Consider the following 22,970-nt stretch of genomic DNA (forward strand, 5'->3'; position numbering starts at 1 on the left):
AAAAACAGCGCTCCTCAATGGGGCGCTGTTTTTTTGAGTCCATTATTCCGGAATGAACGGTAGATCTTTTTCGTTCGGGTTGTTGATGACGTGAGTGTTGACGTAGGAAGTCAATCCTTCTTCTCCGTATTCACGACCGAGACCGGATTGCTTCACACCACCGAAGGCATAACGTACGTCCAGTCCCTGGATAGCTGCTGTGTTGATCATCGTCGTTCCTGCTTCAATCCGACGTGCGACTTGTAAAGCTTCTTCTTCCTCGCCCCATACCGAACTAGTGAGGCCGAAAATACTGTCGTTGCAAAGGTCCACACCTTCATCCACATCTTCATAAGCGACGATAGGGATGGTAGGGCCAAACTGTTCTTCGCCGACGATTCGGGAGTCGTGGTTCACCCCCGTCACGAGGGTCGGCTGCATATAGTATCCCTGATCGAAGAGTTCTTCGTCCATGATTTTTCCTAACTTGGTTACCTCCGCACCATTTGCTTTGGCATCGTCGACCAGTTCCTGAACGAATTCCACCTGTTCTTTATTGTTGACCGGCCCAAGCGTTACGTTCTCATCCGATGGATCTCCTACACGTATCCACTTATCAGCAGCCTCTTTATACTTTTCCACGAATTCGTCATGCATCGACTGTGGCACATAAATGCGTTTGGCAATCATGCATATTTCTCCCGCTGTTACAAAATTGGAGATGACAAGGCGACGCATCGCTTTCTCATCATTAGGATCAAAGCTCGGAAGAATGAGAGCAGGGTCGTTCCCTCCGAGTTCGAGGGTAAGCTCTTTGATAGTATCAGCAGCGGATTCCATGATTTTTCGTCCTGTAGCTGTCCCCCCGGTAAAGGCTATCTTGCTCACTTTTTCATTCGAAGTGAGTTCAACACCAATGTCCGCTTCTCCGTTAAGGGAATTGAGGACTCCGGCAGGGAATTCACTTGCAATGATTTCGAGCACTTTTTGGACTGCAAGTGGTGCCAAAGGACTTGGCTTCACTATTATAGTGTTCCCTGCTAATAGGGCGGGAGCGACTTTGATGGTAGAGAGAGCAATCGGATAGTTCCACGGAGAAATAGCGGAAACGACTCCTATCGGATCTTTGGCAATTATGGTTTGTCCGTCTTCTGTGTTTTTCACTTCATCTTTCAAAAGGTCTTCCGCCATACTGCAGGCGTGCTCCATCCACATGATCGAGATTTCCATTTCGCCGTTCGCATCATAAACGGGTTTCCCGTGTTCCCTCGAGAGCAGTCCGGTGATTTCCTCTTGAGATTCACGCAGTTTGGAAATGGCACGCTTCATGCGTTCTACCCGGTCTGAGATCTCCGTATGTCTCCATTTCTGAAAAGCCTGATCGGCAACGTCAACAGCGTGACGGGTGTCATCTATCGTATTGAGCGGGGCATACCCCACAATCTCTTCAGGGTTTGCAGGGTTCTCCCTGGTGATGGAGTCTTCTGTTTCCAAATGTTTTCCATCTACAAATGCATGCATCGTTACAGGTTGGTGCGTCATTTTAAATTTCCCTCACTTTCGAAATATTGTAGTTAGAGGTTTTCCCAAAGGAAGGAATATGCAAACATTTGTATCCTTGTTGAAGGGTGCGCTTCGCCTTTATACGATAGTTTTTCATTGGGGAAATAAGAAAAACGCCGCAAAAAATTCTTTTGCGACGTTTTTCCATAACATAAGCAGCCACCCCTGTTTAGAGAAAGGACACTCGAAACCAGGGCCGTCTGCTTATCTTTGAGCTTCTAAACGTTTCACCGCTTTTCTTATTGTCTAGTTACGACACCTAGCCCTTAGCGACATAAGCGAAAACCACCCATAAAGAAGTAGGGCGCTTCTTTAGGCTGATTTTCGCTTATGCGATAAGGGCTGAGCGAGGTGTCTTCACTTTCCTTACCTAATCCGTAGTTCGCTGTCTTTGTCGAAGAAGTGGGCTTTGTTCATGTCGAGGCCGAGTTCAATCGTTTGTCCGCCGTGGACCTCAGAGCGAGCATCGACACGGGCAACGAATTCCTGCTCTCCGACTTTCGAGTATAGGTAGGATTCCGCACCCATGAGCTCTGCCACTTCGATGTACGCTTCGATTTTCTTATCAGCGTTCGCATCGAGGAAAAGCTGCTCATCGTTCATGTCTTCAGGGCGGATGCCGAGAACGATTTCTTTTCCGACGTATCCATGTTCACGAAGGGTTTTCATTTTCCCTTCCGGTATTGCGACTTTAATACCGTCGATCTCCATACTCCCTTCTGAAAGTTCTCCGGAAAGGAAGTTCATGGCAGGGGAGCCGATGAACCCGCCGACGAACATGTTCTCAGGTTTGTCGTATACTTCTTTCGGTGCACCGACCTGTTGGACGATTCCATCTTTCATGACGACAAGGCGGGTTGCCATCGTCATCGCTTCTGTCTGGTCGTGAGTTACGTAGATCGTTGTCGTCTGAAGACGCTGGTGAAGTTTTTGGATTTCTGCACGCATTTGTACACGAAGTTTCGCATCAAGGTTTGATAGCGGCTCATCCATAAGGAATACTTTTGCGTCACGTACAATCGCACGACCGAGAGCTACACGTTGACGCTGACCACCGGATAGGGCTTTCGGTTTACGGTCGAGCAGTGCTTCAAGACCAAGGATATCTGCGGCACGTTTGACGCGCTCATCGATTTCTTTCTTATCCATTTTACGAAGTTTCAGTCCGAATGCCATATTGTCGTAGACATTCATGTGCGGGTAAAGGGCGTAGTTCTGGAATACCATCGCAATGTCGCGATCTTTCGGTGCCACATCGTTCATGCGGTCCTCATCGATCATGAAATCGCCATCTGTGATATCTTCAAGACCGGCGATCATACGAAGTGTCGTGGATTTTCCGCAACCGGAAGGTCCTACGAATACGACGAATTCCTTGTCATCGATATGTAAGTTGAAGTCTTGTACCGCGTGCACGTTTCCATCATATACTTTCTGGATATTATTCAGATTAATTTCAGCCATCGGGTGATCCCTCCATGTGTTTGTTTGAAATCGCTTTCTCTGTATTTCATAGTCTATCGCAGATGGGGGGATATGAAAATGGACAAAGTGAACAAGAATATTCAGAAGGTTTTGTGCACGTTGTCAGGTACGCACGTGCAAGATGGATAAATAAACGAGGACTCCCGTCGGGAAGTGCTTGATGTCCATCCCCGTCACTTCTGAAAATTTATCTATCCGGTACTGAAGACTATTTCTGTGCATGTAAAGTTCTTTTGCTGTAGCAGAAACGTTCGCTCCGTGTTCAAGAAATACTTTGACTGTATCGAGAAGTTCTGTATCTTCTCTGGCTTCCCCGAGTATGAAAGAGGAAAGCATGTCTCTTCTTTCTTCTCTGACACCATCCATATAAAGGTAGAAAGCGGAATCGAGAGGAGTTGCAAAAGTTCCCGGCACATAGCGTGTTGCGATTTCTGCCATTTTCTCCGCAAAAGAGAACTGTCCCTGTACGCTGTGGAAGTCATGGAAGAATTCACTTACATAAAAGCGGATTTTCATATAGAAATCGCTCATAAGTACGTCCATCACCTCTTCAAAAGAAATAGCCCCCTCTCCGCGACCCGATTGTTCTTCTATGAGAATTCCTTCTCTGCTGTTTCTCCATAATATGGGCACCTTGAAAGGGAAAAGTGCCTGGAAGGCTTCGTGTAGCGTATCCTGGTCTTCAGTCTGGTGCTCAGCGGTAAAAAAGATGAAACGGTATCGCTTCGGGGGTGGGGTTAAGGTCACTTCTTCCTGATGAAAAAGGAGACGTCTCCACTGCTCCTCACGAGTGGCTTCCCCGGGGTGTGCTTTTGGAAATAGTTCAAGGAGGAAGGTGTGCTCTCGTTCTGTTACTTCTTCACGGGAAAGGCCGACCTTACCTTTATCTGTTTCGAACCAAAAAAAATTGTCATAATCCTTGCTCGAAATATCTTCGATTGGGGTATAAGAAGAGTAGAGTTTTTTTAACTGTGATGCATTCATAAAATGATATCCTTTCTTTTGTATAATCCCGAGTGATGTAGTAGTATTAGAAGAAATTAGGTGAACAACAAGATGAGGGGGCTCCTTATGGAAGATATAAATAAGAAAAGCGAATATGACCAGGACGTAAAAAACCGCCTGAAACGGGTCGAAGGTCAAGTCCGCGGCGTGCTTAAGATGATGGAGGAAGGGAAAGAGTGCAAAGACGTCGTCACTCAGCTATCCGCTGCGCGTTCTGCGATGGATCGTTCCCTAGCTTATATTGTAGCAAAGAATCTCGAAACATGTATCCGTGATGCAGAAGATCAGGGAGAGAATGCGGATGATGTCATCGGGGAAGCTATACAGATGCTCGTGAAGAGTCGTTGATACGTACCGTACTTACGGTACGTATTTTTTTGTGGCAAAACGGACACTTGGACGTACCCGTAGTCACTTTCGGATTTTTGATGTTCTATCTCTCCCGCTTGCTATGTAGGATAGTAGAAAGGGGGAGATCCGTGTGGAAGAATGGACCGGACAACTCAAGGAAATAATCCATGGAAAATGGTCGGATTATTTATTATCGGAGAGGCTGGTAGAGATAAGGGATGAGTCGTGGGAGCAGGAGTGCATCCGGCAGATCATGAATGATGAGAAGCATCATTACGAAGCTTTTCAAAGGCTTCACCATCAGATTACCGGCGATTACTTTCGGTTCGAACCTGACTTTTCAAGAATTCAGGATTACAGAGGGGGACTGCACGAGGCTCAGCAAAAGGAGATAGAGAACTACCGGTGGTACAGACATATGCTGCTTACAGCTCCATCCTCGGAAGTATCGACGCCATTTTATATCGCAATGACAGATGATATCGGGCACGCTATCCTTTTTGGTACGCTGATTGCAGCAGCGAACTGATTGCACCGATTTCCTCGCTTCGCTTATACTTAAAGGAGTATAAGCGGAAATGGGGATTTTTTTATGAACCCGATATTATTTACGATTATGATGATGGCCATTGGCGCATTGATTGGAGGGGTGACGAATTCGTTGGCGATCCGTATGTTGTTTCGTCCATATCACCCTATATATATAGGAAGATTCAAGCTCCCATTCACTCCGGGTCTTATTCCTAAGCGCCAGGGAGAATTGGCAAGACAACTCGGTAATATGGTGGTAGAACATCTGGTGACACCCAGTGGACTAAGGAATAAATTGCTTAATGAAACATTCAGGGATACATTGATCCGTAAATCGAGGAAAGAAGTGGACGGTTTTCTGCAGTCGGAGATTACACTCGGTGAGCTTCTCGCACCTGTAGCCCCGGAACTGACAAAAGATAACGTGCACCTCGAACTCGAGAAACAGTTGAAAGATAGAATAGGTGGCTGGCTGGATAGGAGAAAGGACAAACAATTGAGGGAGCTCGTTCCAGGAAAATGGGAAGAGCAGGGAGAAATCGCTACAAAGCGTGCAAGTCGTTATGTCCAGCAGAAAATCGCCTCCTATCTTGAGAGTGCAGACGGCAGATATCGTGTGAAAGCACTGATCAATGATTATTTCGAAAAGCATGGGATGTTCGGGCAACTGCTCTCTTCTATATTCGGTTCGAAGAGTATCAGTGAACGTCTGCATGGAACGATGGTCCGCTATGCGAGCAAGGAAGAAACGAGGCAATGGATCGAAGATATCATGCTTGAGGAATATGACTATCTGCTCGGGCTCACCGTAGAAGACGTAGAGAAGAAAGTGGATAGAGAGGAAGTACTCACTTCTTTTGCCGAAGCCTTGACCAGTCTCGTTCCGCTTGAGAGATACTGGGACAAACCGCTCTCTGAAATTTCCTCACCGATCCGGGACCGGGTCGTAGAAGACGGGGTCGCTTTTGTCGTGCCTAAAGCGATCGATTTTCTGTCTGCCCAGATGGAAAGTATCATCAAACATCTGCATTTATCCGACATCGTGAAAGAACAGGTGGAAGCTTTCGAAGTAGCGAGGCTCGAGGATCTGGTGCTCGGCATCTCCCGTCGTGAATTCAAAATGATCACCTATCTCGGGGCGATGCTCGGAGGGTTTGTCGGGTTGTTACAGAGCGGTATAGTACTACTTATAGGATTGTAGGTTTTTGGCTATACAGATAGAAACTCGTTTGTTATAGTGGGGAAAGAGTCAAACTTAGGAGGTAATTGTTCAATGGCTAATATTTATGATTACGCATATGATCTAGAGAAAGCACTTCGCAACAGTGAAGAGTTCACTGCACTTAAAGATGCTTATGAAAAAGTAATGAGTGACGAATCCTCGAAGCAGATGTTCGAAGATTTCCGTCAGACACAAATGACACTACAACAGAAACAGATGCAAGGGGAAGAAATCTCTGAAGAAGAAGTAGAAAAAGCGCAAAGTGTTGTGCAGCTTGTTCAGCAGCACCCTGACATCTCCAAGCTCATGGAAGAAGAGCAGCGTTTGAATACAGTGATCAATGACGTAAGTCAGATCATCACAAAACCACTGGAAGAGCTTTACGGCACTCCAGGACAGGAAGAACAATAAAAAGTCGCCAACCGGCGGCTTTTTTTGTGCGTAAAAATAGGTGCGTTGTCGTAAAAGTTGTTCATTTTGCATGAGCCAGGTTCATACGGAATCGCATTTACGGACGTACCGGGCGTTTTTGCGGACCATTGGCGCTTTTTTTAGGACTTTAGACAATATTCGACAGTCATTTGCGGACCCTGAGGCGAATTTTACGGACCTGGTCAGGATTTCTGAGCGGGGCTTCTCCGCTTCGCATTTGTCTAGCTTCTAAACGTTCTTCTCCGCTTTTCGTGTCTAGCTGCAAAGCCCAGAAACCCCGAGCCATAAGGAGAACAGATCAGAAAAAAGAAAGAGCGCTTTTTGTCTGACAGTTCTCCTTATGACTGAGGTTTCTAAGCGGGGCTTCTCCGCTTTTCCTTTTCATGATCTAGCTGCACCATCCAGAAATTCGTGTCATAAGTAGTCCGGATCAAAAAAGAAAGAGCACTTTTTGTGACCGGTCTACTTATGCCAGTATTTCTAAGCGGGATGCCTCCGCTTTTCTATTAAAATGAAGGAATATTCAGTTTCCTGTCGAAATACACAGGGGAATAGGTTTTTACAAAAAAAGGGGGAAGCAGGTTGAACTATTTTCGATTAGAAGAAAAGGAAACGTACGTGCATATTCAACTGGCAAGACCAGAGAAATATAATGCTCTGGACGCTGCTATGCTGAAAGAGTTCCGTGAGGTCCTTGAGAAGGTTCAGGGGTATGACCAGAAGCTTGTGCTACTTTCTGGAGAAGGGCCGGGCTTTTGTGCCGGTGGCGATATTTCCATGATGAAGGATTTCTCGAATGATGAAGCTTATAATGAACTGATGGATAATATAGATGCGATCGTGACTACCATCTATACGATGCCGAAAATTGTAGTGGCATCTGTGCACGGAGCAACAGTAGGTCTCGGGTTAAGTATCGCTCTTAGCTGCGATTATATCGTCGCGAAGAAAGATGCTGTTCTTTCCATGAATTTCATAGGTATCGGACTTGCTCCGGATGGAGGGGGGCATTACTGGTTGAAAGAAAGACTCGGCGTTCATCACGCAAAACAGTATGCCTGGGAAGGTTCCAAGCTCTCCGGAGAGGAAGCTGAACACCTGAAGCTTGTAGACATGGTCACAGAAGAACCGGTGGAGCAGGCGGAAGCCCTGATTCTAAGTTGGAGTCGCAGACCTCTGCAATCCATGATTGCGACGAAGACCCTTTACCATCAGGCCGGCAAAGATGAATTGGCCTATTACCTCAGTCAGGAACGTTCCAACCAAAGAAAATTGAGCGAGACGAAAGATCATCAGGAAGCGGTACGTGCTTTCATGGAGAAACGAAAGCCTGAATTCAGAGGAGAATAAAAAAACGGCCCTTCCTCATTGTGGTGAGGAGGAGCCGTTTTTTATCTGTGAAAGAGAACCAGGTGCCCTTCAGGAGCTGCGCACCGGTGAGTCATTTCGTCATATCCCTGTTCTTCGAGTTTCTGTTTGCCGATTTCGCTTGCTTTTTCGTCGTTCTCCGCTTCGAATGTTTCATCTACTATATTCGTACCATCCTTTTCAAAGACCGTGAGAAAATACGTTTTCATGTCATGTCTCCCTTCAGAAAAAATGAATACTCATTCACATTATAAAAGTTTTCTTCGAAAAATGAAACGGTTTTCTTATCAGAAACGTAGATAATTATGGAAGGAGTGAGGAAACCTTGTTGAAATTAGAAAATGTAACGAAGAAGTTCGGGGATTTCACTGCTGTCGACGATCTTTCCTTAGAGATACCGGAAAAGCAGATGTTCGGGTTTCTCGGGGCAAATGGTGCGGGCAAAACGACGACGTTCCGTATGGTGCTCGGATTGTTGGATCAGACGGGAGGAGAGATTTCCTGGAACAATGGAAAGATTGGGTACGGCGAAAGTCATCTTGTCGGGTATCTACCGGAAGAACGGGGGCTCTATCCGAAATTGAAAGTGGAAGACCAGCTCGTGTATTTAGCGAAACTGAGAGGGATGAAAAAATCGGAGTCGGTACCTGAAATAGAGAAGTGGCTGAACCGCTTCAAAGTACCTGAATACCGCTCCAAGAAAATCGAAGAACTTTCCAAAGGGAATCAGCAGAAAATCCAATTCATATCTGCCGTCCTACATAAGCCTAAACTGTTGATTTTGGATGAGCCGTTCTCGGGACTCGACCCGGTCAACGTAGAAATGCTGAAAGAAGCCGTCGTTGAATTGAAAGAGGCGGGAACATCGATCGTCTTTTCCTCTCACCGCATGGAACATGTCGAGGAGTTGTGTGAAAGCCTCTGTATCATGCACAAAGGAAGACCTGTGCTGCACGGAAACTTGAGGGATATCAAGAGATCATTCGGAAAGAAAAACGTCCGTATCGATGCGGACTTCGATCTCGGGTTCCTTGAGGAGAAGGAAGAAGTCATTCATTACAAGCATACGGCAGAAGGTGCCATGTGTCAGGTAAGGGAAGAGAAAGACGCCCAGGTTCTTTTTGAAGCATTGCAGGGGAGAGGGTTTGTGAGAAGGTTCGTTCTCGAAGAGCCTTCGCTTGAAGAAATTTTCATTGAAAAGGTAGGGGAGTCATATGAATAAATTTTTCGTAATCTTATCCCACACCTATAAAAATCGTGTAAAGTCCAAGGCATTTATCATTACGACAGTCCTGACACTTGCGGCTATCCTGATCATGACGAACATTCAGACAGTCATGGACACTTTTTCCGGGGATGGAGAAGAGGACTCATCGATTGCCATCATTGCCGAAGAACCTGTAGCTTCCACTCTGACCTCTTCGCTTGCCGGTGGTGAGTTGTTCGAAGGGGGAGAAGAAGAAGGGAAAGAAGCCGTGCTCTCCGGAGAGTATGAAGCGCTTCTCGTAGTAGACCTGCAGGAAAGTGGACTACCGGAAGGTCATTACTACACGGAGCAGCTTACGTCTTCTTCCGATGCGGAAGCGAGACAGGTCCTGCAGCAGATAAAGACGAACATCGCTGCGGAGAATCAGAATCTTTCCGGCGAGACACTGACTGCCATTTCTTCACCGGTCGCTTTTGAAAGAACAGCCCTGGAAGAAGGAGCTAAATCAGAAGAAGAGTTGAATCAGGCGCGTGTTATCGTCTATATCATGCTGTTTGTGATGTATTTCGCTGTCATCATGTATGGAAATATCATTGCTACGGAGGTGACCACGGAAAAATCCAGCCGGGTCATGGAAATTCTGGTCTCGAGCGTATCTCCCGTGACACAGATGTTCGCGAAGATCACCGGAATCGCTCTTCTCGGTTTAACCCAGTTCGCTTTATTCATTCTTGTCGGTTATTTGGGAATCACCCTTGCGGATAGTACGGAAGGATCCCTTATCCAGATGGTAGGGCTCAGCAACCCGGATTGGGGAGTCGTCGGCTACGCCGTCCTATTTTTCATTCTGGGTTATTTCCTTTATGCGACGCTTGCAGCAATGCTCGGGTCTCTTGTCAGCAGAGTCGAAGATGCCCAGCAGACAGTGACCCCTATGATGATGATGATCATCGTAGCTTTCTTTCTGGCTATTTCTGCTCTTGGAGCTCCGGAGGCGACTTACATTGTTATAACCTCCTATATTCCTTTCTTTACTCCCTTTGTTATGTTTACAAGAATGGGGATGGTGGATGTCGCTTTGTGGGAGACGTTGCTTTCCCTCGGTATCCTTGTCGGAACCATCTTATTGCTTGGGTTCATCGGAGCAAGGATCTATCGAGGCGGGGTTCTGATGTACGGAAAAGCTTCTCTATGGAAGAATGTCAAAGAAGCTCTGCAACTTTCGAAAAAAGAATAAGGAAGATGTTTCCCTGTCCCCGCGACAGGGAATTTTCTTTAGGAAGGAAACAGGCCGAAAGTAATATTTGGAGATTGTACGGAAGGAAGCGAGCATTCCGGAGGATTTTTTGTTAGAATTAATGGACAAATAAGAAATGAAAGTACAGGAGGGGTCCTCCATTGGAATATAAAGATTGGAAGCAGTATGAGGAGACCAAGGAAAAATTCATCCAGGTGATAGCGAAAAATATGAATCTATATGGAGTAACGCCATCAATCGGTCGTTTGTATGGCGTACTTTATTTTGCCGAGGAGCCGATGACCCTCGACGACATGAGGGAAGCTCTCTCTATGAGCAAAACAAGTATGTCTACAGGCGTCCGAACATTATCAGATATGAAGATGGTGGAACCGGCCTTCAAAAAAGGAGTAAGAAAAGACTTATACAAATCGGAAGAAGATTGGTATAAATCATTCACTTCTCTCTTCGGAAGCAAGTGGAAGAGAGACACCGAAACGAACATCGAAGAAGCGGATGAAACGATCGAAGAGTTCAGAACGTTACAGGAAGAGACAGACGATCCGCAATTGAAAGAGCGTATCGAAGAAGATATAAATAAATTGGAATACGCTAAGAATTATTACAAGTGGCTGATGAATTTCATCCGTGTTGTAGAATCAGGGGAAATTTTCAACTACGTCCCTAAAGTGAATCAGTCTGTCGGGAAAGGGGAAAGTTCATGAGTGAAGGAATTGCCCATTATCAGGTAGGGGAAACATTCGATGATTTTTTGCTGATCACTTCTGCCACTAAAAGCATTGCCAGTAATGGGAAACCTTTTCTCGCTCTGCTGCTGCGTGATGGTACAGGAGAGATCGACGCAAGACTATGGGCTGCCAAGAAAGAAGATGAGACCCTGTTCAAAAAGGGAGTAATCGTGAAGGTGAACGGGGAAATCGGACAATTCAGAAATAAGCCCCAGTTGAAAATCCATCATATCCGTCAGGCTCAGGAGGGAGATAACGTAGAGGTAAAACAATTCGTCGAGAAGGCTCCTGTAAGTGTGGAATGGCTCGAGGAGCAGATCAAAGAATTTATGTTTGAGATGATGAACGCCAATCTTCAGAGATTGACGCGTTATTTCGTCAAGGAATACCATGAGGAACTATTCGCTTACCCCGCAGCGACGAGAAATCATCATAATTACGTATCTGGACTCGCACATCATATTGTCACAATGCTTAGATTGGCACGGGAAATTGCGGGAATTTACCCGGAAGTGGACAAAGACCTTCTTTATGCAGGTATCATCGCCCATGATCTCGGTAAAATCAGAGAGCTTTCAGACCCGGATTCTCCGACATATACGACAGAAGGCCGCCTTCTCGGACATATCTCCATGATGGTGGAAGAAGTGGAGAAAGCAGCCAAAGAACTTCAAATCGAAGGAGAAGAAGTGATGGCACTGAAACACCTCGTACTGAGCCACCATGGAAAGAATGAATGGGGAAGTCCGAAAACTCCTCATATCCGTGAAGCGGAGATTCTCCATTATATCGATATGCTGGATTCCCGGATTCAAATGATGAACAATGCTCTTCAAAAGACGAAGCCGGGAACGTTTACGGAAAGAATCTATCCTCTTGAACAGCGATCTTTTTATAAACCTGCATTTCACTCCGAGTGAATAATCTATTTTTCCTCTCATAGACTAATAGTAATACTACCGAGGAGAGGAAGGATATCTTGTTCGGAATACCGTTATGGGTGCTCGCCTGTATGTGTCTATTGGTTTTCAGTGGAATCATGACAGTCAGGACAATGAGGCAGGAACAGACGAAAGAAGAGAAATTCATCGAACGCGAAGGCCAGATGTACATGCATCGGATGGAAGAGGAGAGGAAGCGTAGACAATCCTCTGCTGAATAAAAAAAGACAGACAGGAGGCATTTATTCGCCTTCTGTCTGTCTTTTTAGTTACCTGGATTCATTTATTCTTCCGAAGAGCTGTCCTCTGAAGAATCTTCGCTTCCTTCTGAGGAATCACTGCTTTCACTGTCTGAAGAACCGCTGTTTCCGTTACCCTGACCAGAGCTCTGTTGCTGTTCGAAGAGCCCCTGGAATTCTTCGATTTTCACATCGATGTCAGCGTCCGCCATGATTTCGTTCATGTGCTGCTGAAGCTGTTGCTGGTCGACCTTCTGGCTTACAAGCGTACGCTTGATTTCAGCTTTCGCTTCTTCGTAAGGTTTCACATCTTCTGCTTCCCGTTTATCCGTCACTTTAATGATATGGTAACCGAACTGTGTCTGTACCGGCTCACTTACCTCGCCGGCCTCAAGGTCATAAGCGGCTGCTTCGAATGCCTGAGCCATTTCCCCTGGACCGAAATAACCGAGTTTCCCGCCTTGCTGAGCGGATCCGTCTGTAGAGTACTCGCTTGCAAGATTACCGAATTCTGCTCCGTTATTAAGTTCTTCAAGAACCTTGTTCGCTGTTTCTTCATCTTCTACGAGGATGTGGCTCGCCTGAACTTCCGTTTTCATGCGTTCGTAGTAGTCTTTCATTTCTTCTTCAGAAATATCTACCGTTTCAGCGGCTGCCTGCTCCTGAAGAAGGCTCATACGAATCGTTTCTTTGAAGGCATCTTCGTTTTCAAAGCCGCTCTGCTGAAGGACCATTTCGAATTGATCTCCATACTGCTCTTTAAGGGAATCGAGTTCGCTTTGGACAGCTTCGTCGCTCACCTCATACTTCTCGGAAAGTACTTTATTTGTAACAAGTTGCTGAAGCACTTGTTCTCCGTGCTTACTCTTCAACTCATTATAGAATTCTTCTTTTGTGATTTCACTGCTTCCGGTTTCTACAACTGTTTCAGAAGACTCATCGGAACTGCATGCTGCGAGTCCGAAGATGCTTGTAGCCAAAACAGTAGTCAGTATCGCTTTTTTCATTTCTGTCGTACACTCCTTGTATATAATTTGTAGAGGTCGGCTGTTTGACTGCCTAAAAGATAATATAACATACATTTCCTTCTACTTACTACTGCAAAATGTAGGAGGGTGCCTATTCCTGATCCCTACTGAAGCATAGGATAGTAAAGGAAAAGGGGGTGGAGTGAATGGGTAAAGATTATGGAGGACATTTTGCGTTGATCGTGGTGTTGTTTATCCTTCTGATCATTGTAGGTGCAGCCTGGTTCTAAAATAGAGAAGAATGAACTTCCCGAGAAACATGAAAAGACCTCCGCAGGAATCCCTGCGGAGGTCTTGTTTTTAAACAGTATAGAAATGCTCAGCCCATGGTCAGACTTAGCGGCAAGCGGAACATTTCCCCTTAGTCATGTCTTCTCACTATAGAACATTGAGGACTTCTACATATGAAGAAATCAATAGGATAGTAATGAGTATATTGATAGTACGAAAAACGCGAGATTGTTTTTCCTTCTCCATTTTCGCTTTTAGACATAGGGAGTGTGTTAATGAGTTGAAAATGAATAGTACGACTAATGCAAATACACCAAATACGACTGCAAAGCTCACAGACAGCCCCTCCTTTACTCTTACCGATACTTTATCAAAAACTTGAACAAATGAAAAGACAGCCCTCTTTGAGGGACTGTCTTTAAGCTTCTTTTCGGTGGATCAAAATATCATAACCATCTTTGGCATTCTCTATGATACAACGACGCGGAGCTTTCATGAAGTGATACAGATAGAGAAAATCCGTGAAAGACATTGCGACGTTTACAGATGTGATGATCATAAAGTAAACGAAGTAGTCGGGGAACATGAACGCCATCATATAAGAAGGGATGGTAATGAACAATGTCGGCCCGAGAGCCATAAGAATGGAAGTTCGTTTTGAAAGTTTCGATTTGCACTGATAAAAGAACGTCGGGAAGAAGCGTCTTCTGAATTTGAAGAAGACTTTCATCCGTTTATACGTCAGCATCAGTGGCAACATATGCATCAATCGATGCAACAAAGGGAGAAGGAACAATACAACGACTACTGGCAACAGCCCATAATCTTTTACATCGTTCGTTCCGTGATACATAGATAACGGGATGAACAGAAACAGAAAAGATAGTAGTCCGATCAATACGGAAAATAGATAAATACGGTTCAGGCCGAATTCTTTATTGATGTTCACTGATTTCCAGCAGTTCATCATAGAGAATCCCTCCTTTGTTATATAAATTAGTGGGAATTTTGCTTTATACTGGGTATGATAGGAATAACAAACGTTTGTTTTTTCAAGGTCACAAAAGGAATAATAGTATGTTTACGAGGAAAAAGCAATAGTTTTTTCGTAAAGAATTTTAAAGGCGGCAGGTCGGGGGTTGAAAGGTCTTCAGAAAGGGGGAGCGAGATGTCTGTCTGGAAATTGGAAAGTCTTCTTTTTTATATGGAGTTATGGATGAAAAAAGGGACGTCGGATCGTTTTCCCTTTCTTGCTTACCTGATTGAAAAAGAGGCGGATAAAGAGGTGTATGATGAGGTTATGAAGCTCCTTGATCTATTGGAGAAGCAGTGGAAAGCGGAGCAGGAAGAAGGGTTGCTCTGCTTTGAATCGCTTGCCTTTCATTATGTAGGGATGCTTCCCCCTGAACTTGAGCCGGTGGAAACATTGGAAAAGTTAAAGGAAGAAAATATACATAAAGAGATAGTGGAAACATTATTGGAATGGATACAAAAATAATCGGCGAAAAGCCGATTATTTTTTTGAGGAGAGGGTATAGAAGAGTTAATCATTACCCCGTTTTGTTGAATCAAGCATGTTACAAAAAGCATCAGCGACCCATTCGTGGAAAGCCTTCATTTCTTCAGTGCGTTCGTACAAGTAATTGGCATGTTCTGCGATGTTTTCCTGGTGAAACTTTTGATAGTCTGTCTTCATTTCTTTTTGTATCTGATCGAGGTTCATCTTATGTGTGTTGGCGGATTGTATCCATTTTTCGATGAAGCAAGATAGAAAGCTGCGATAGAGTTCTTCATTGGCCTGGTAGAGATCTTTTCGAACTCCTTTGACCCATACCCGTTCGACAAGGCCCTGTTCTAGTAAGCTTCGAATACCTGTACTCATGGAAGTTTTACTTTTTCCGAGAGTAGCACTCATATCATCGAGAGTCATTGGAGAGGGGTTGATATATAGAGTGGTGAATAATCGGGCATCTCCGGGAGCGAGACCGAACATTTCCAGGGTTTTTGAAAATTCATGAATCGTTTTTGTCTGAAATTCTTCTAATGCAGGATTGTTCATTATTATCATAGAATCCTCCTCCAGTGACGGTCTAGTAATAGGTTACTATAAGGTAGAAAAACTCTAAAATAGAAATGTGCCCAGTATTTTGTCGAAAATCGAAGAAAAAGTAAGCAAAACCTTTTGTCTATTGTGTACAGTTTAAACTGTACGTAATTTTTGGACTGAATCAGTTGTGTATGTTGTTTGAATTATATATATCAAATAGGTTACAGTATTACACGTGCTTAACAAAAACGTAACAGAGACGCTGATAACAAAAGAGGTGAGGAATATGCCAGTAATCGACGTTAAAGATTTGTCGAAGATATTTGGAAAGAATGCAAAAAAAGCAACCAAATATCTGGATGAAGGATTATCAAAAGAAGAGATTTTGAAAAAGACAGGAAATACGGTTGGGGTCAATCGTGCCACTTTCAGTGTGGAAGAAGGTGAGATTTTTGTCATAATGGGACTTTCCGGGAGTGGTAAGTCTACCTTGGTTCGTCTTGTGAACCGCCTGATCGAGCCTACAGAAGGAAGTGTCATGATTGACGGCCAGGACTTGGCAAAAATGGATAATAAGTCCTTGAGGGAAGTTCGTCGTAAGAAATTAAGCATGGTCTTTCAACGTTTTGCTTTATTTCCACACCGCACTATTCTGGAAAACGCGGAATTCGGACTTGAGATTCAGAACATAGACAAAGAGGAACGCCGTAAAAAGGCACAGGAATCTCTCGAAATGGTAGGACTGGGAGATTATATCCATCAATTTCCGGGTCAATTGTCCGGTGGGATGCAACAACGTGTAGGACTGGCAAGAGCGCTTGCGAATGATCCGGAAGTTCTTCTTATGGATGAAGCATTCTCTGCGCTTGACCCGCTTATCCGTAAAGAAATGCAGGATGAGTTGCTTGAACTTCAGGAATCGATGAAGAAAACGATTCTGTTCATTACGCACGATCTGGACGAAGCACTCCGTATCGGAGATCGCATCGCCCTGATGAAAGACGGGAAAATCGTTCAGATCGGTACACCGGAAGAGATTCTGATTAATCCGGCCAACGATTATGTAGAGAAATTCGTAGAAGACGTGGATCGTTCGAAAGTACTCACTGCCGAACACATCATGAAGCGTCCGGAAACGGTCGATATTGAGAAACACGGTCCACGCGCTGCGCTGGAACGTATGAGGAAAGAAGGACTTTCGAGCATCTACGTTACTGATGCGAAGCGGAACCTTAAAGGGTACGTAACAGCTGATGACGTGTCGGAGGCTGTGAAGAACGAAGAAGATAACCTTAAGAATATATTGCGCACGGATATCGTGGAAGTCTCCGAAGATACGTCGATGCATGAAATATTCAATGTGATTCATGATGCAACAGTGCCTGTTGCCGTGACCGAAGATGGAAGACTGAAAGGAATTATTGTGCGTGGTGCAGTTATTGCAGCACTTTCTGGAAGCGAGGTGAGTCTGAATGGGGATCTTTCCTGAAATTCCGGTAGCTGAGTGGATTACAGCGGCTACAGAAGGAATCCAAGAGGCACTAAAACCCATTTTTACGTTTTTACGTGAAGATTTCGGGGATTTTATTGAAGTATTTGCGGAAGACTGGTTAATGAATGTACCTATATGGCTATTCATTCTCATCGTTGCTGTTCTGGCATTTTTCGCTTCAGGCAAGAAATTCGGACTGGTCGCTTTCACAGTCATTGGGCTTTGGTTCGTAGCCAACCAGGGGCTTTGGGAAGAGTTGATGAATACCTTTACGCTTGTCATATTCGCCAGTCTGATTTCGGTGATCATCGGTGTACCTTTCGGGATATGGATGGCGAAGAGCAAAGCCGTCGAAAACATTTTGACTCCGGTGCTCGATTTTATGCAGACGATGCCGGCTTTCGTTTATCTGATTCCGGCCGTTGCATTCTTCGGTATCGGGATGGTACCCGGGGTGTTCGCATCTGTAATCTTTGCGACTCCACCGACAGTTCGTTTCACGAACCTGGGTATTCGCCAGGTTTCCGGTGAATTGGTCGAAGCAGCTGATTCTTTCGGTACGACTGGCGCACAGAAGCTATTTAAGGTCCAACTACCTATGGCTAAAAAGACCATAATGGCTGGTATCAACCAGACAGTCATGCTGGCACTTTCCATGGTTGTTATTGCATCCATGATCGGTGCGAAAGGACTTGGTCAATCTGTTATTACCGCACTTCAACGTGCGCAGGTAGGACCAGGTTTCGTTGCAGGTTTTGGAATTGTTATTTTGGCTATCATCATTGATCGCTTTACGCAGAATCTTAATACCCAGCGTGGCGACAACCCATAATACTTGGAGGAAAGGCGTAAGCAGCCTTTGCTATATATTAATTTTAAAAAAGGGGAGATTTACATGTTTAAATTAGACTGGAAACGTCTAAGTATGACAGCTGGTTTGTCATTGACACTACTCGCAGCAGGTTGCGGATCCGACGAAGGATCTGAATCCACAGACGGAGGAGACTCCGGATCTGAAGGAAGTGGAGGAGAATCCACGGAAGAAATGAATTATGGTGAAGAAATGGGCTACGAAATTACAGGAATCGAAGCGGGAGCCGGTGTAGTAGCTGCATCCCAGGAAGCAGTAGAGACATACGATAGTCTTTCCGGATGGGAAGTTGCTACATCTTCCTCCGGTGCGATGGCAACAGCTCTTGGAGAAGCCATTGAGAATGAAGAACCGATCATTGTTACTGGTTGGACGCCTCACTGGAAATTCGCTGAATATGACTTGAAGTATCTTGAAGATCCAGAAGGTGTATTCGGAGATGCTGAACAGATCAAGACAATGGCGAGATCTGGACTAGAAGACGAGAAGCCGAATGCTTATATGATTCTAGACCAGTTCATGTGGGAAACTGCTGATATGGAAGAAGTTATGCTTGAGATCCAAAACGGTGCTTCCCCTGAAGAAGCAGCGCAGAACTGGATTTCCAATAACGAAGATGCCGTTTCTTCCTGGACAGAAGGTACAGAGGAAGTAGATGGTACAGAGGTTGAACTTGTATACGTAAACTGGGATTCTGAGATCGCTTCTACGAACGTAATTGCTGAAGTTATGAAAGAACAAGGCTTCGAAGTGACGATTACTCCATTGGATAATGGTCCGATGTGGAGTGCTGTTGCAAACGGTGAAGCTGATGGTATGGTAGCTGCATGGTTGCCGGCCACTCACGGTTCCCAGTATGAGCAGTATGGAGATCAGCTGGAAGACCTTGGTGCGAACCTTGAAGGTGCAAAAGTGGGACTTGTTGTTCCTGAGTACATGGATGTAGATTCTATCGAAGATCTTCAGCCAGCTGAATAATGGATGAATGACAGAGAAGACCTCCGGAATTGACGGAGGTCTTCTTTTTTGTAGTATTCTACGAATTCGATGGTCGGGGAGGATCCTGTAAAGAAATTTAAAAAAAGCACCCCGCATAGGGATGCTTTTATTGCTGAGGAGTTTCGGATTCAGTTGTGCGGTGCTGTCTTGCTTTTTCTTCAAGGTCGGCAAGACTATCTTCAATCTGTTCAAGGTAGTTTTGGATGTTTTTCTGGTGAGGGGCAATCGTTCTTTTCCAACCTTCAATCGAAGTACTTATGTCTTCGCTTAAATGACGGATAAGTGATAATGTTTCTTTCGATGTCTTCGTGACTTGATCCTTGAATTGGTTTCCTTCTTCATTGAGTCCGTTCAGGACATTGCTCAGTTCTTTGCTTTTCAGCACGGCATTGGACCGGAATTCTTTACCGGAAGAAGGGGTGCTTAAGAGTACATACAAGGCTCCAGCCGCTCCTCCGGAAACAATGCCAAGAATAAACGGTTTGACTTGGACCATGGTGATTCCTCCTTTACTCACTAACGTGAACCTACTTATTAATTTCTCCTAATATGTATGCGTTTAAACCTTTTCCTGTGAAAATGGGTATACGACCGCGGGTAGCGGCCGTCCCCCAAATGAATCAGGATGCGCGTAGTGCTTTGGACGGAGAACGCCTGAGGATCTTTTCTGCTACAGGCTGTAGTACCATCATGAGCACCGTATTCAGTAGCGCTGTTGGAAGTACTACGGTAAGGAACATAGCTATGAAGCCAGCTTCCATCAGACCGATGACGAACAAAACGAGACTGAGGAAGATGGAACCGCTGATGATTGTCCCTGCTGCCGTGATAACAGCTGCTTTCACACGTTCCTGTGTGACTTTCTGCATTGCGAGGACCGCTCCGAAAACGATGATTCCGGTAATCGGTTTTTCAATAAGGTTCGCAATCTGTCCTCCTGGCACCGTCGTGGTAAGAGCCGATACGAACCCTGTCGCTACAGAAAGAACAAGGACATAGGATAGCTTAGGAAACATAAGGATCCCTAAGAACATCATAGCAAGTAACATATCCGGACGCATTCCGAAGAATATCGGTGGCATCACAGCATGCAGCACAGCTCCAATCCCTACAAACAACGACAACAACACTAAAACACGAGTATTCATCTAATCTCTCCTCTTCTAACCTGAACTATTTTTCGCTCCAGCCGTATCCTCATGATCGGCTGCGAACGTGTTATAAGTATAACAAAAGACCCGGAAACTTTCTAAGAAATCTTCTCTGAAATCGATTGAGCGGCTTCCTGAAGTTGATCCTGGGTATATTTCTCGCTGTTATCTTCCCATTTAAGACCGAATCCATCTCCATCTCCGTATCTTGGAAGAACATGAATATGTAGATGGAACACGGACTGGTGGGCTGCTTCATCATTATTATTGACGATGTTCACACCATCTGCTCCGAATGCTTCTTTGACAGCTGAAGCGATTTTAGGAAGGCGTGCGAATAAATTAGAAGCTACCTGCGGATGGGTTTCATAAATGTTTTTCGTATGCTGTTTAGGAATAACGAGGGTGTGACCTTTCGTCACCTGACTGAGATCAAGGAACGCGTACACCTCTTCGTCTTCGTACACTTTCGCGGATGGAATATCTCCATTCACGATTTTGCAAAAAATACAATCTGTCATAAAATTCCCTCCTTAAGGAATATTGTATCATAGGGAGGAGGGGAAACTGTATTAGGACGGCAAACTGTGATACTATTTTTTCAGATGGGACGGAACTATAATTTTTAAGGAAAGAGGGATTGGATTGCAATCATTGTTACATATAGAAGAATTGCACGGAGGATATACACATAAGAATGTTCTCCACGGTATTTCTCTTCGTGTAGAGCCGAAGGAGATCGTTGGACTGATCGGGTTGAACGGTGCAGGGAAGAGTACGACGATCAAGCACGTCATAGGAATGATGGAAGCGAAACAGGGCACCGTATCCATCAATGGTACGTCTTTCAGAGAAGAGCCGGAAACCTACCGGAAGCAACTGGCGTACATCCCTGAGATGCCGATTCTGTATGACGAACTGACTCTCGAAGAACATTTACGACTCACAGCGCAGGCTTATCACATTGATGAAGAAACTTTCAAGAAAAGGTTACCTCCTTTAATGAAGGAATTCCGGATGGAAAAGCGATTACACTGGTTCCCTGTCCACTTCTCAAAAGGGATGCGCCAGAAAGTGATGATCATGTGCGCTTTTCTGATTGAGCCTTCTCTTTATATCGTGGACGAGCCGTTTGTAGGGCTCGACCCACTTGGGATCCAATCCTATCTCGAATGGATGGAAGAAATGAAGCAGAACGGGGCTGGAGTGCTCATGTCCACGCACATCCTTGCAACAGCAGAAAAATATTGCGACAGATTCGTCATTTTGCATGAAGGAGAAGTGAAGGCTGAAGGTACGCTACAGGAATTACAACAAGCGTTCTCCATGCCGGGGGCTTCCCTTGACGATATCTATGTCCGGCTGACGAAGGAAGAGTCCTATGATTGATGCGAAACAGTTTTGGAAAGAAAGGATGGGAGAGCATGTAAAGGAACTGAACCGATATATGCGCTATATATTCAATGGGCATATTGCGGTTGTTCTTTTCTTTCTCTTTTCCGCCGGTGCATACTTCTACCAACAGTGGCTGCAAACGATTCCTGAGGATTTTCCGGCAGCCTGGGTGGTAGCGGTCGTTTTCGGGAGCATCGTCACCTATAGCCCGGTGCGTACCATGGTCAAAGAACCGGACCTCGTCTTTTTATTACCTGCAGAATATGAACTGAAGGATTACTTCAGGCGTTGTCTGTATTACAGCTACACCGTGCAGCTATATGTCATTTTTCTGGCTGCTGCTGCACTGGGCCCGCTATATTTTACGGTTTATCCTGAATTCGGCATGAGCCATTACCTGCAGATTGTTGCAGGGATGCTCGTAATCAAGGCGATGGTTATCCTGTCCAACTGGTGGATGCTCCAGGAACGGGAACCGCGCATACGTCTGTTGGACCAGGCGGTGAAGTGGGTCCTTTCTGTATTCCTCTTCTACTTTGCGGCTGTAGGGTCATGGATCTTCACAGCTATTGTGTTGATCTTACTTGTTGGACTGGTCTATTATACGAGGTACGTATCCAGGCAAAAAGCCGCCCTTGCCTGGGACCTTCTTCTTGAGAAGGATCAGGCTCGAATGAGAGCATTCTACCGGCTCGCGAATATGTTTACGGATGTCCCACACTTGAAAAGCAGGGTGAAAAAGAGAAAGTGGCTGGTGTCCGTGCTTACGACTCGACTTCCGTTCACCAATGAGAAAACGTACACGTACCTGTATAGGATCACTTTCGCCCGTTCCGGGGATTATATTGGCATGTATGCCCGTCTTGTCGTGATAGGCGGTCTGGCTATCTGGATGGTGCCAAATACATGGGTCAGTGTTATCATCGGCGTTCTGTTTCTTTACCTGAGCGGATTCCAGATGATTACGTTGTGGCATCATCACCGTACCATTGCCTGGCTCGATATATATCCGGTATCGTTAAAACAGCGAAGAGAAGCACTTGTCACCTTTTTGAAACAGCTGCTTTCCACGCAGACATTGATCTTTGTTCTCCTATTCGTTTTTCAAGCCGAATGGGTGGCTGGTCTTCTTATGGCTGTCGGTGGAGGTTTATTCAGCATACTATTTGTCGAGACGTTCGTTCGTAGCCGTCTCGAGTAGTTGCAATAGAAAAAGTTTTCAGAAAGTATTGACGTCGTTCCTGTTACCAGCTATAATTGGAAAAAATTAAACAAATTACATGGACTCTTATCCAGAGAGGTGGAGGGACTGGCCCTTTGAAACCTCGGCAACCGTCGCATAATGCGGAATGGTGCCAAATCCAGCAAAGCGTATGCTTTGAGAGATGAGAGGCCGGCGGTATACATACGTGTAGAAGTCGACCTCTTTATAGGAGGTCGACTTTTT

28 protein-coding genes and 1 riboswitch are annotated in these 22,970 nt (G+C 45.1%); of the genes, 17 read left to right on the top strand and 11 right to left on the bottom strand.

What is annotated here, in order from left to right:
* Positions 1 to 42: 42 nt before the first annotated feature.
* From BLQ44_RS09200 to BLQ44_RS09210, 3 genes are all read right to left on the bottom strand, one after another.
* Positions 43 to 1,521, bottom strand: a complete 1,479-nt coding sequence (locus tag BLQ44_RS09200; RefSeq protein ID WP_093193595.1) for an aldehyde dehydrogenase family protein — start codon at positions 1,519 to 1,521, stop codon at positions 43 to 45.
* 387 nt (positions 1,522 to 1,908) lie between these two features.
* Positions 1,909 to 3,006, bottom strand: a complete 1,098-nt coding sequence (locus BLQ44_RS09205) for an ABC transporter ATP-binding protein (RefSeq protein WP_093193596.1) — start codon at positions 3,004 to 3,006, stop codon at positions 1,909 to 1,911.
* Positions 3,007 to 3,129: 123 nt separating this feature from the next.
* A complete protein-coding gene (locus BLQ44_RS09210; RefSeq protein WP_093193597.1) occupies positions 3,130 to 4,011 on the bottom strand; it encodes a PucR family transcriptional regulator in 882 nt (293 codons plus the stop codon).
* A gap of 87 nt (positions 4,012 to 4,098) precedes the next feature.
* On the opposite strand from BLQ44_RS09210, the gene BLQ44_RS09215 reads away from it, so the two are divergent.
* From BLQ44_RS09215 to BLQ44_RS09235, 5 genes are all read left to right on the top strand, one after another.
* Positions 4,099 to 4,380: a metal-sensitive transcriptional regulator gene (locus BLQ44_RS09215; RefSeq protein WP_093193598.1), complete on the top strand. Its 282-nt coding sequence runs from the start codon at positions 4,099 to 4,101 to the stop codon at positions 4,378 to 4,380.
* Between the two features lie 133 nt (positions 4,381 to 4,513).
* The gene (locus BLQ44_RS09220; protein ID WP_093193599.1) at positions 4,514 to 4,912 is read left to right on the top strand and encodes a hypothetical protein; all 399 of its coding nucleotides are present in this window, start codon (positions 4,514 to 4,516) and stop codon (positions 4,910 to 4,912) included.
* Positions 4,913 to 4,975: 63 nt separating this feature from the next.
* Positions 4,976 to 6,115, top strand: a complete 1,140-nt coding sequence (locus tag BLQ44_RS09225; RefSeq protein WP_093193600.1) for a DUF445 domain-containing protein — start codon at positions 4,976 to 4,978, stop codon at positions 6,113 to 6,115.
* A 72-nt stretch (positions 6,116 to 6,187) separates the two neighbouring features.
* Complete coding sequence (locus BLQ44_RS09230) at positions 6,188 to 6,547, top strand: YlbF family regulator (RefSeq protein WP_093193601.1); 360 nt, start codon at positions 6,188 to 6,190, stop codon at positions 6,545 to 6,547.
* 603 nt (positions 6,548 to 7,150) lie between these two features.
* Complete coding sequence (locus BLQ44_RS09235; protein ID WP_093193602.1) at positions 7,151 to 7,918, top strand: enoyl-CoA hydratase; 768 nt, start codon at positions 7,151 to 7,153, stop codon at positions 7,916 to 7,918.
* Positions 7,919 to 7,959: 41 nt separating this feature from the next.
* On the opposite strand, the gene BLQ44_RS09240 is transcribed toward BLQ44_RS09235, so the two are convergent.
* Positions 7,960 to 8,145 carry a YhzD family protein gene (locus BLQ44_RS09240; RefSeq protein WP_093193603.1) on the bottom strand — a complete coding sequence of 62 codons (186 nt, stop codon included), beginning with the start codon at positions 8,143 to 8,145 and terminating at the stop codon, positions 7,960 to 7,962.
* A 116-nt stretch (positions 8,146 to 8,261) separates the two neighbouring features.
* Between BLQ44_RS09240 and BLQ44_RS09245 the strand changes: the two genes are divergently transcribed.
* The 5 genes from BLQ44_RS09245 to BLQ44_RS09265 all read left to right on the top strand — a co-directional run bounded on the left by BLQ44_RS09245 (position 8,262) and on the right by BLQ44_RS09265 (position 12,291).
* Positions 8,262 to 9,158, top strand: coding sequence for an ABC transporter ATP-binding protein (locus BLQ44_RS09245; RefSeq protein ID WP_093193604.1), 897 nt, complete (start codon positions 8,262 to 8,264; stop codon positions 9,156 to 9,158).
* Positions 9,151 to 10,380, top strand: coding sequence for an ABC transporter permease (locus BLQ44_RS09250; RefSeq protein ID WP_093193605.1), 1,230 nt, complete (start codon positions 9,151 to 9,153; stop codon positions 10,378 to 10,380). The genes BLQ44_RS09245 and BLQ44_RS09250 overlap by 8 nt, the downstream gene beginning before the upstream one ends.
* Positions 10,381 to 10,541: 161 nt before the next feature.
* Positions 10,542 to 11,105: a GbsR/MarR family transcriptional regulator gene (locus BLQ44_RS09255; protein WP_093193606.1), complete on the top strand. Its 564-nt coding sequence runs from the start codon at positions 10,542 to 10,544 to the stop codon at positions 11,103 to 11,105.
* Complete coding sequence (gene yhaM / locus BLQ44_RS09260) at positions 11,102 to 12,049, top strand: 3'-5' exoribonuclease YhaM (protein ID WP_093193607.1); 948 nt, start codon at positions 11,102 to 11,104, stop codon at positions 12,047 to 12,049. Before BLQ44_RS09255 ends, yhaM begins: the two co-directional genes overlap by 4 nt.
* A gap of 59 nt (positions 12,050 to 12,108) precedes the next feature.
* Complete coding sequence (locus tag BLQ44_RS09265; protein WP_093193608.1) at positions 12,109 to 12,291, top strand: sporulation YhaL family protein; 183 nt, start codon at positions 12,109 to 12,111, stop codon at positions 12,289 to 12,291.
* 62 nt (positions 12,292 to 12,353) lie between these two features.
* On the opposite strand, the gene BLQ44_RS09270 is transcribed toward BLQ44_RS09265, so the two are convergent.
* Positions 12,354 to 13,316, bottom strand: a complete 963-nt coding sequence (locus BLQ44_RS09270; protein WP_093193609.1) for a peptidylprolyl isomerase — start codon at positions 13,314 to 13,316, stop codon at positions 12,354 to 12,356.
* Positions 13,317 to 13,483: 167 nt separating this feature from the next.
* On the opposite strand from BLQ44_RS09270, the gene BLQ44_RS09275 reads away from it, so the two are divergent.
* Positions 13,484 to 13,567: a YjcZ family sporulation protein gene (locus BLQ44_RS09275; protein ID WP_093193610.1), complete on the top strand. Its 84-nt coding sequence runs from the start codon at positions 13,484 to 13,486 to the stop codon at positions 13,565 to 13,567.
* Positions 13,568 to 13,715: 148 nt separating this feature from the next.
* Here the strand turns inward: BLQ44_RS09275 and BLQ44_RS16715 are convergent, their stop codons facing one another.
* Positions 13,716 to 13,904 (bottom strand): hypothetical protein, encoded by a 189-nt coding sequence (locus BLQ44_RS16715; RefSeq protein WP_093193611.1) that lies wholly within the window; start codon positions 13,902 to 13,904, stop codon positions 13,716 to 13,718.
* A gap of 82 nt (positions 13,905 to 13,986) precedes the next feature.
* Entirely contained in the window at positions 13,987 to 14,538 is a 552-nt protein-coding gene (locus BLQ44_RS09285) for a DUF3267 domain-containing protein (RefSeq protein ID WP_093193612.1), read from the bottom strand.
* 198 nt (positions 14,539 to 14,736) lie between these two features.
* On the opposite strand from BLQ44_RS09285, the gene BLQ44_RS09290 reads away from it, so the two are divergent.
* On the top strand, positions 14,737 to 15,066 hold the full coding sequence (locus BLQ44_RS09290) for a DUF1878 family protein (protein ID WP_176757484.1): 330 nt from the start codon (positions 14,737 to 14,739) through the stop codon (positions 15,064 to 15,066).
* A 45-nt stretch (positions 15,067 to 15,111) separates the two neighbouring features.
* Here the strand turns inward: BLQ44_RS09290 and BLQ44_RS09295 are convergent, their stop codons facing one another.
* Complete coding sequence (locus BLQ44_RS09295; protein WP_093193614.1) at positions 15,112 to 15,636, bottom strand: GbsR/MarR family transcriptional regulator; 525 nt, start codon at positions 15,634 to 15,636, stop codon at positions 15,112 to 15,114.
* 265 nt (positions 15,637 to 15,901) lie between these two features.
* Between BLQ44_RS09295 and BLQ44_RS09300 the strand changes: the two genes are divergently transcribed.
* The 3 genes from BLQ44_RS09300 (at position 15,902) to BLQ44_RS09310 (ending at position 18,956) form a co-directional block, all read left to right on the top strand.
* Positions 15,902 to 17,104: a quaternary amine ABC transporter ATP-binding protein gene (locus BLQ44_RS09300; protein WP_093193615.1), complete on the top strand. Its 1,203-nt coding sequence runs from the start codon at positions 15,902 to 15,904 to the stop codon at positions 17,102 to 17,104.
* Entirely contained in the window at positions 17,088 to 17,939 is an 852-nt protein-coding gene (locus tag BLQ44_RS09305) for an ABC transporter permease (protein WP_093193616.1), read from the top strand. The genes BLQ44_RS09300 and BLQ44_RS09305 overlap by 17 nt, the downstream gene beginning before the upstream one ends.
* Before the next feature lie 63 nt (positions 17,940 to 18,002).
* A complete protein-coding gene (locus BLQ44_RS09310) occupies positions 18,003 to 18,956 on the top strand; it encodes a glycine betaine ABC transporter substrate-binding protein (RefSeq protein ID WP_093193617.1) in 954 nt (317 codons plus the stop codon).
* A 127-nt stretch (positions 18,957 to 19,083) separates the two neighbouring features.
* Here BLQ44_RS09310 and BLQ44_RS09315 read toward each other — a convergent pair whose 3' ends face one another.
* From BLQ44_RS09315 to BLQ44_RS09325, 3 genes are all read right to left on the bottom strand, one after another.
* The gene (locus tag BLQ44_RS09315; RefSeq protein WP_093193618.1) at positions 19,084 to 19,473 is read right to left on the bottom strand and encodes a YtxH domain-containing protein; all 390 of its coding nucleotides are present in this window, start codon (positions 19,471 to 19,473) and stop codon (positions 19,084 to 19,086) included.
* Between the two features lie 124 nt (positions 19,474 to 19,597).
* Complete coding sequence (locus BLQ44_RS09320) at positions 19,598 to 20,125, bottom strand: tryptophan transporter (RefSeq protein WP_093193619.1); 528 nt, start codon at positions 20,123 to 20,125, stop codon at positions 19,598 to 19,600.
* A gap of 101 nt (positions 20,126 to 20,226) precedes the next feature.
* Positions 20,227 to 20,649, bottom strand: a complete 423-nt coding sequence (locus BLQ44_RS09325; RefSeq protein ID WP_093193620.1) for an HIT family protein — start codon at positions 20,647 to 20,649, stop codon at positions 20,227 to 20,229.
* 124 nt (positions 20,650 to 20,773) lie between these two features.
* On the opposite strand from BLQ44_RS09325, the gene BLQ44_RS09330 reads away from it, so the two are divergent.
* Positions 20,774 to 21,517, top strand: coding sequence for an ABC transporter ATP-binding protein (locus BLQ44_RS09330; RefSeq protein WP_093193621.1), 744 nt, complete (start codon positions 20,774 to 20,776; stop codon positions 21,515 to 21,517).
* Positions 21,510 to 22,724 (top strand): ABC transporter permease, encoded by a 1,215-nt coding sequence (locus tag BLQ44_RS09335; RefSeq protein WP_093193622.1) that lies wholly within the window; start codon positions 21,510 to 21,512, stop codon positions 22,722 to 22,724. The genes BLQ44_RS09330 and BLQ44_RS09335 overlap by 8 nt, the downstream gene beginning before the upstream one ends.
* Before the next feature lie 84 nt (positions 22,725 to 22,808).
* Positions 22,809 to 22,915, top strand: a riboswitch (SAM riboswitch).
* Positions 22,916 to 22,970: the final 55 nt, after the last annotated feature.

Source organism: Salimicrobium halophilum (assembly GCF_900100295.1).
GTDB classification, from domain to species: domain Bacteria; phylum Bacillota; class Bacilli; order Bacillales; family Halobacillaceae; genus Salimicrobium; species Salimicrobium halophilum.

Coding starts and splice junctions, on each gene's coding strand:
- yhaM (WP_093193607.1), top strand. CDS start 11,102: ATGAGTGAAGGAATTGCCCATTATCAGGTAGGGGAAACATTCGATGAT.
- BLQ44_RS09230 (WP_093193601.1), top strand. CDS start 6,188: ATGGCTAATATTTATGATTACGCATATGATCTAGAGAAAGCACTTCGC.
- BLQ44_RS09325 (WP_093193620.1), bottom strand. CDS start 20,649: ATGACAGATTGTATTTTTTGCAAAATCGTGAATGGAGATATTCCATCC.
- BLQ44_RS09285 (WP_093193612.1), bottom strand. CDS start 14,538: ATGATGAACTGCTGGAAATCAGTGAACATCAATAAAGAATTCGGCCTG.
- BLQ44_RS09295 (WP_093193614.1), bottom strand. CDS start 15,636: ATGATAATAATGAACAATCCTGCATTAGAAGAATTTCAGACAAAAACG.
- BLQ44_RS09315 (WP_093193618.1), bottom strand. CDS start 19,473: ATGGTCCAAGTCAAACCGTTTATTCTTGGCATTGTTTCCGGAGGAGCG.
- BLQ44_RS09275 (WP_093193610.1), top strand. CDS start 13,484: ATGGGTAAAGATTATGGAGGACATTTTGCGTTGATCGTGGTGTTGTTT.
- BLQ44_RS09240 (WP_093193603.1), bottom strand. CDS start 8,145: ATGAAAACGTATTTTCTCACGGTCTTTGAAAAGGATGGTACGAATATA.
- BLQ44_RS09290 (WP_176757484.1), top strand. CDS start 14,737: ATGTCTGTCTGGAAATTGGAAAGTCTTCTTTTTTATATGGAGTTATGG.
- BLQ44_RS09250 (WP_093193605.1), top strand. CDS start 9,151: ATGAATAAATTTTTCGTAATCTTATCCCACACCTATAAAAATCGTGTA.
- BLQ44_RS09210 (WP_093193597.1), bottom strand. CDS start 4,011: ATGAATGCATCACAGTTAAAAAAACTCTACTCTTCTTATACCCCAATC.
- BLQ44_RS09205 (WP_093193596.1), bottom strand. CDS start 3,006: ATGGCTGAAATTAATCTGAATAATATCCAGAAAGTATATGATGGAAAC.
- BLQ44_RS09300 (WP_093193615.1), top strand. CDS start 15,902: ATGCCAGTAATCGACGTTAAAGATTTGTCGAAGATATTTGGAAAGAAT.
- BLQ44_RS09335 (WP_093193622.1), top strand. CDS start 21,510: ATGATTGATGCGAAACAGTTTTGGAAAGAAAGGATGGGAGAGCATGTA.
- BLQ44_RS09310 (WP_093193617.1), top strand. CDS start 18,003: ATGTTTAAATTAGACTGGAAACGTCTAAGTATGACAGCTGGTTTGTCA.
- BLQ44_RS09320 (WP_093193619.1), bottom strand. CDS start 20,125: ATGAATACTCGTGTTTTAGTGTTGTTGTCGTTGTTTGTAGGGATTGGA.
- BLQ44_RS09225 (WP_093193600.1), top strand. CDS start 4,976: ATGAACCCGATATTATTTACGATTATGATGATGGCCATTGGCGCATTG.
- BLQ44_RS09215 (WP_093193598.1), top strand. CDS start 4,099: ATGGAAGATATAAATAAGAAAAGCGAATATGACCAGGACGTAAAAAAC.
- BLQ44_RS09270 (WP_093193609.1), bottom strand. CDS start 13,316: ATGAAAAAAGCGATACTGACTACTGTTTTGGCTACAAGCATCTTCGGA.
- BLQ44_RS09305 (WP_093193616.1), top strand. CDS start 17,088: ATGGGGATCTTTCCTGAAATTCCGGTAGCTGAGTGGATTACAGCGGCT.
- BLQ44_RS09200 (WP_093193595.1), bottom strand. CDS start 1,521: ATGACGCACCAACCTGTAACGATGCATGCATTTGTAGATGGAAAACAT.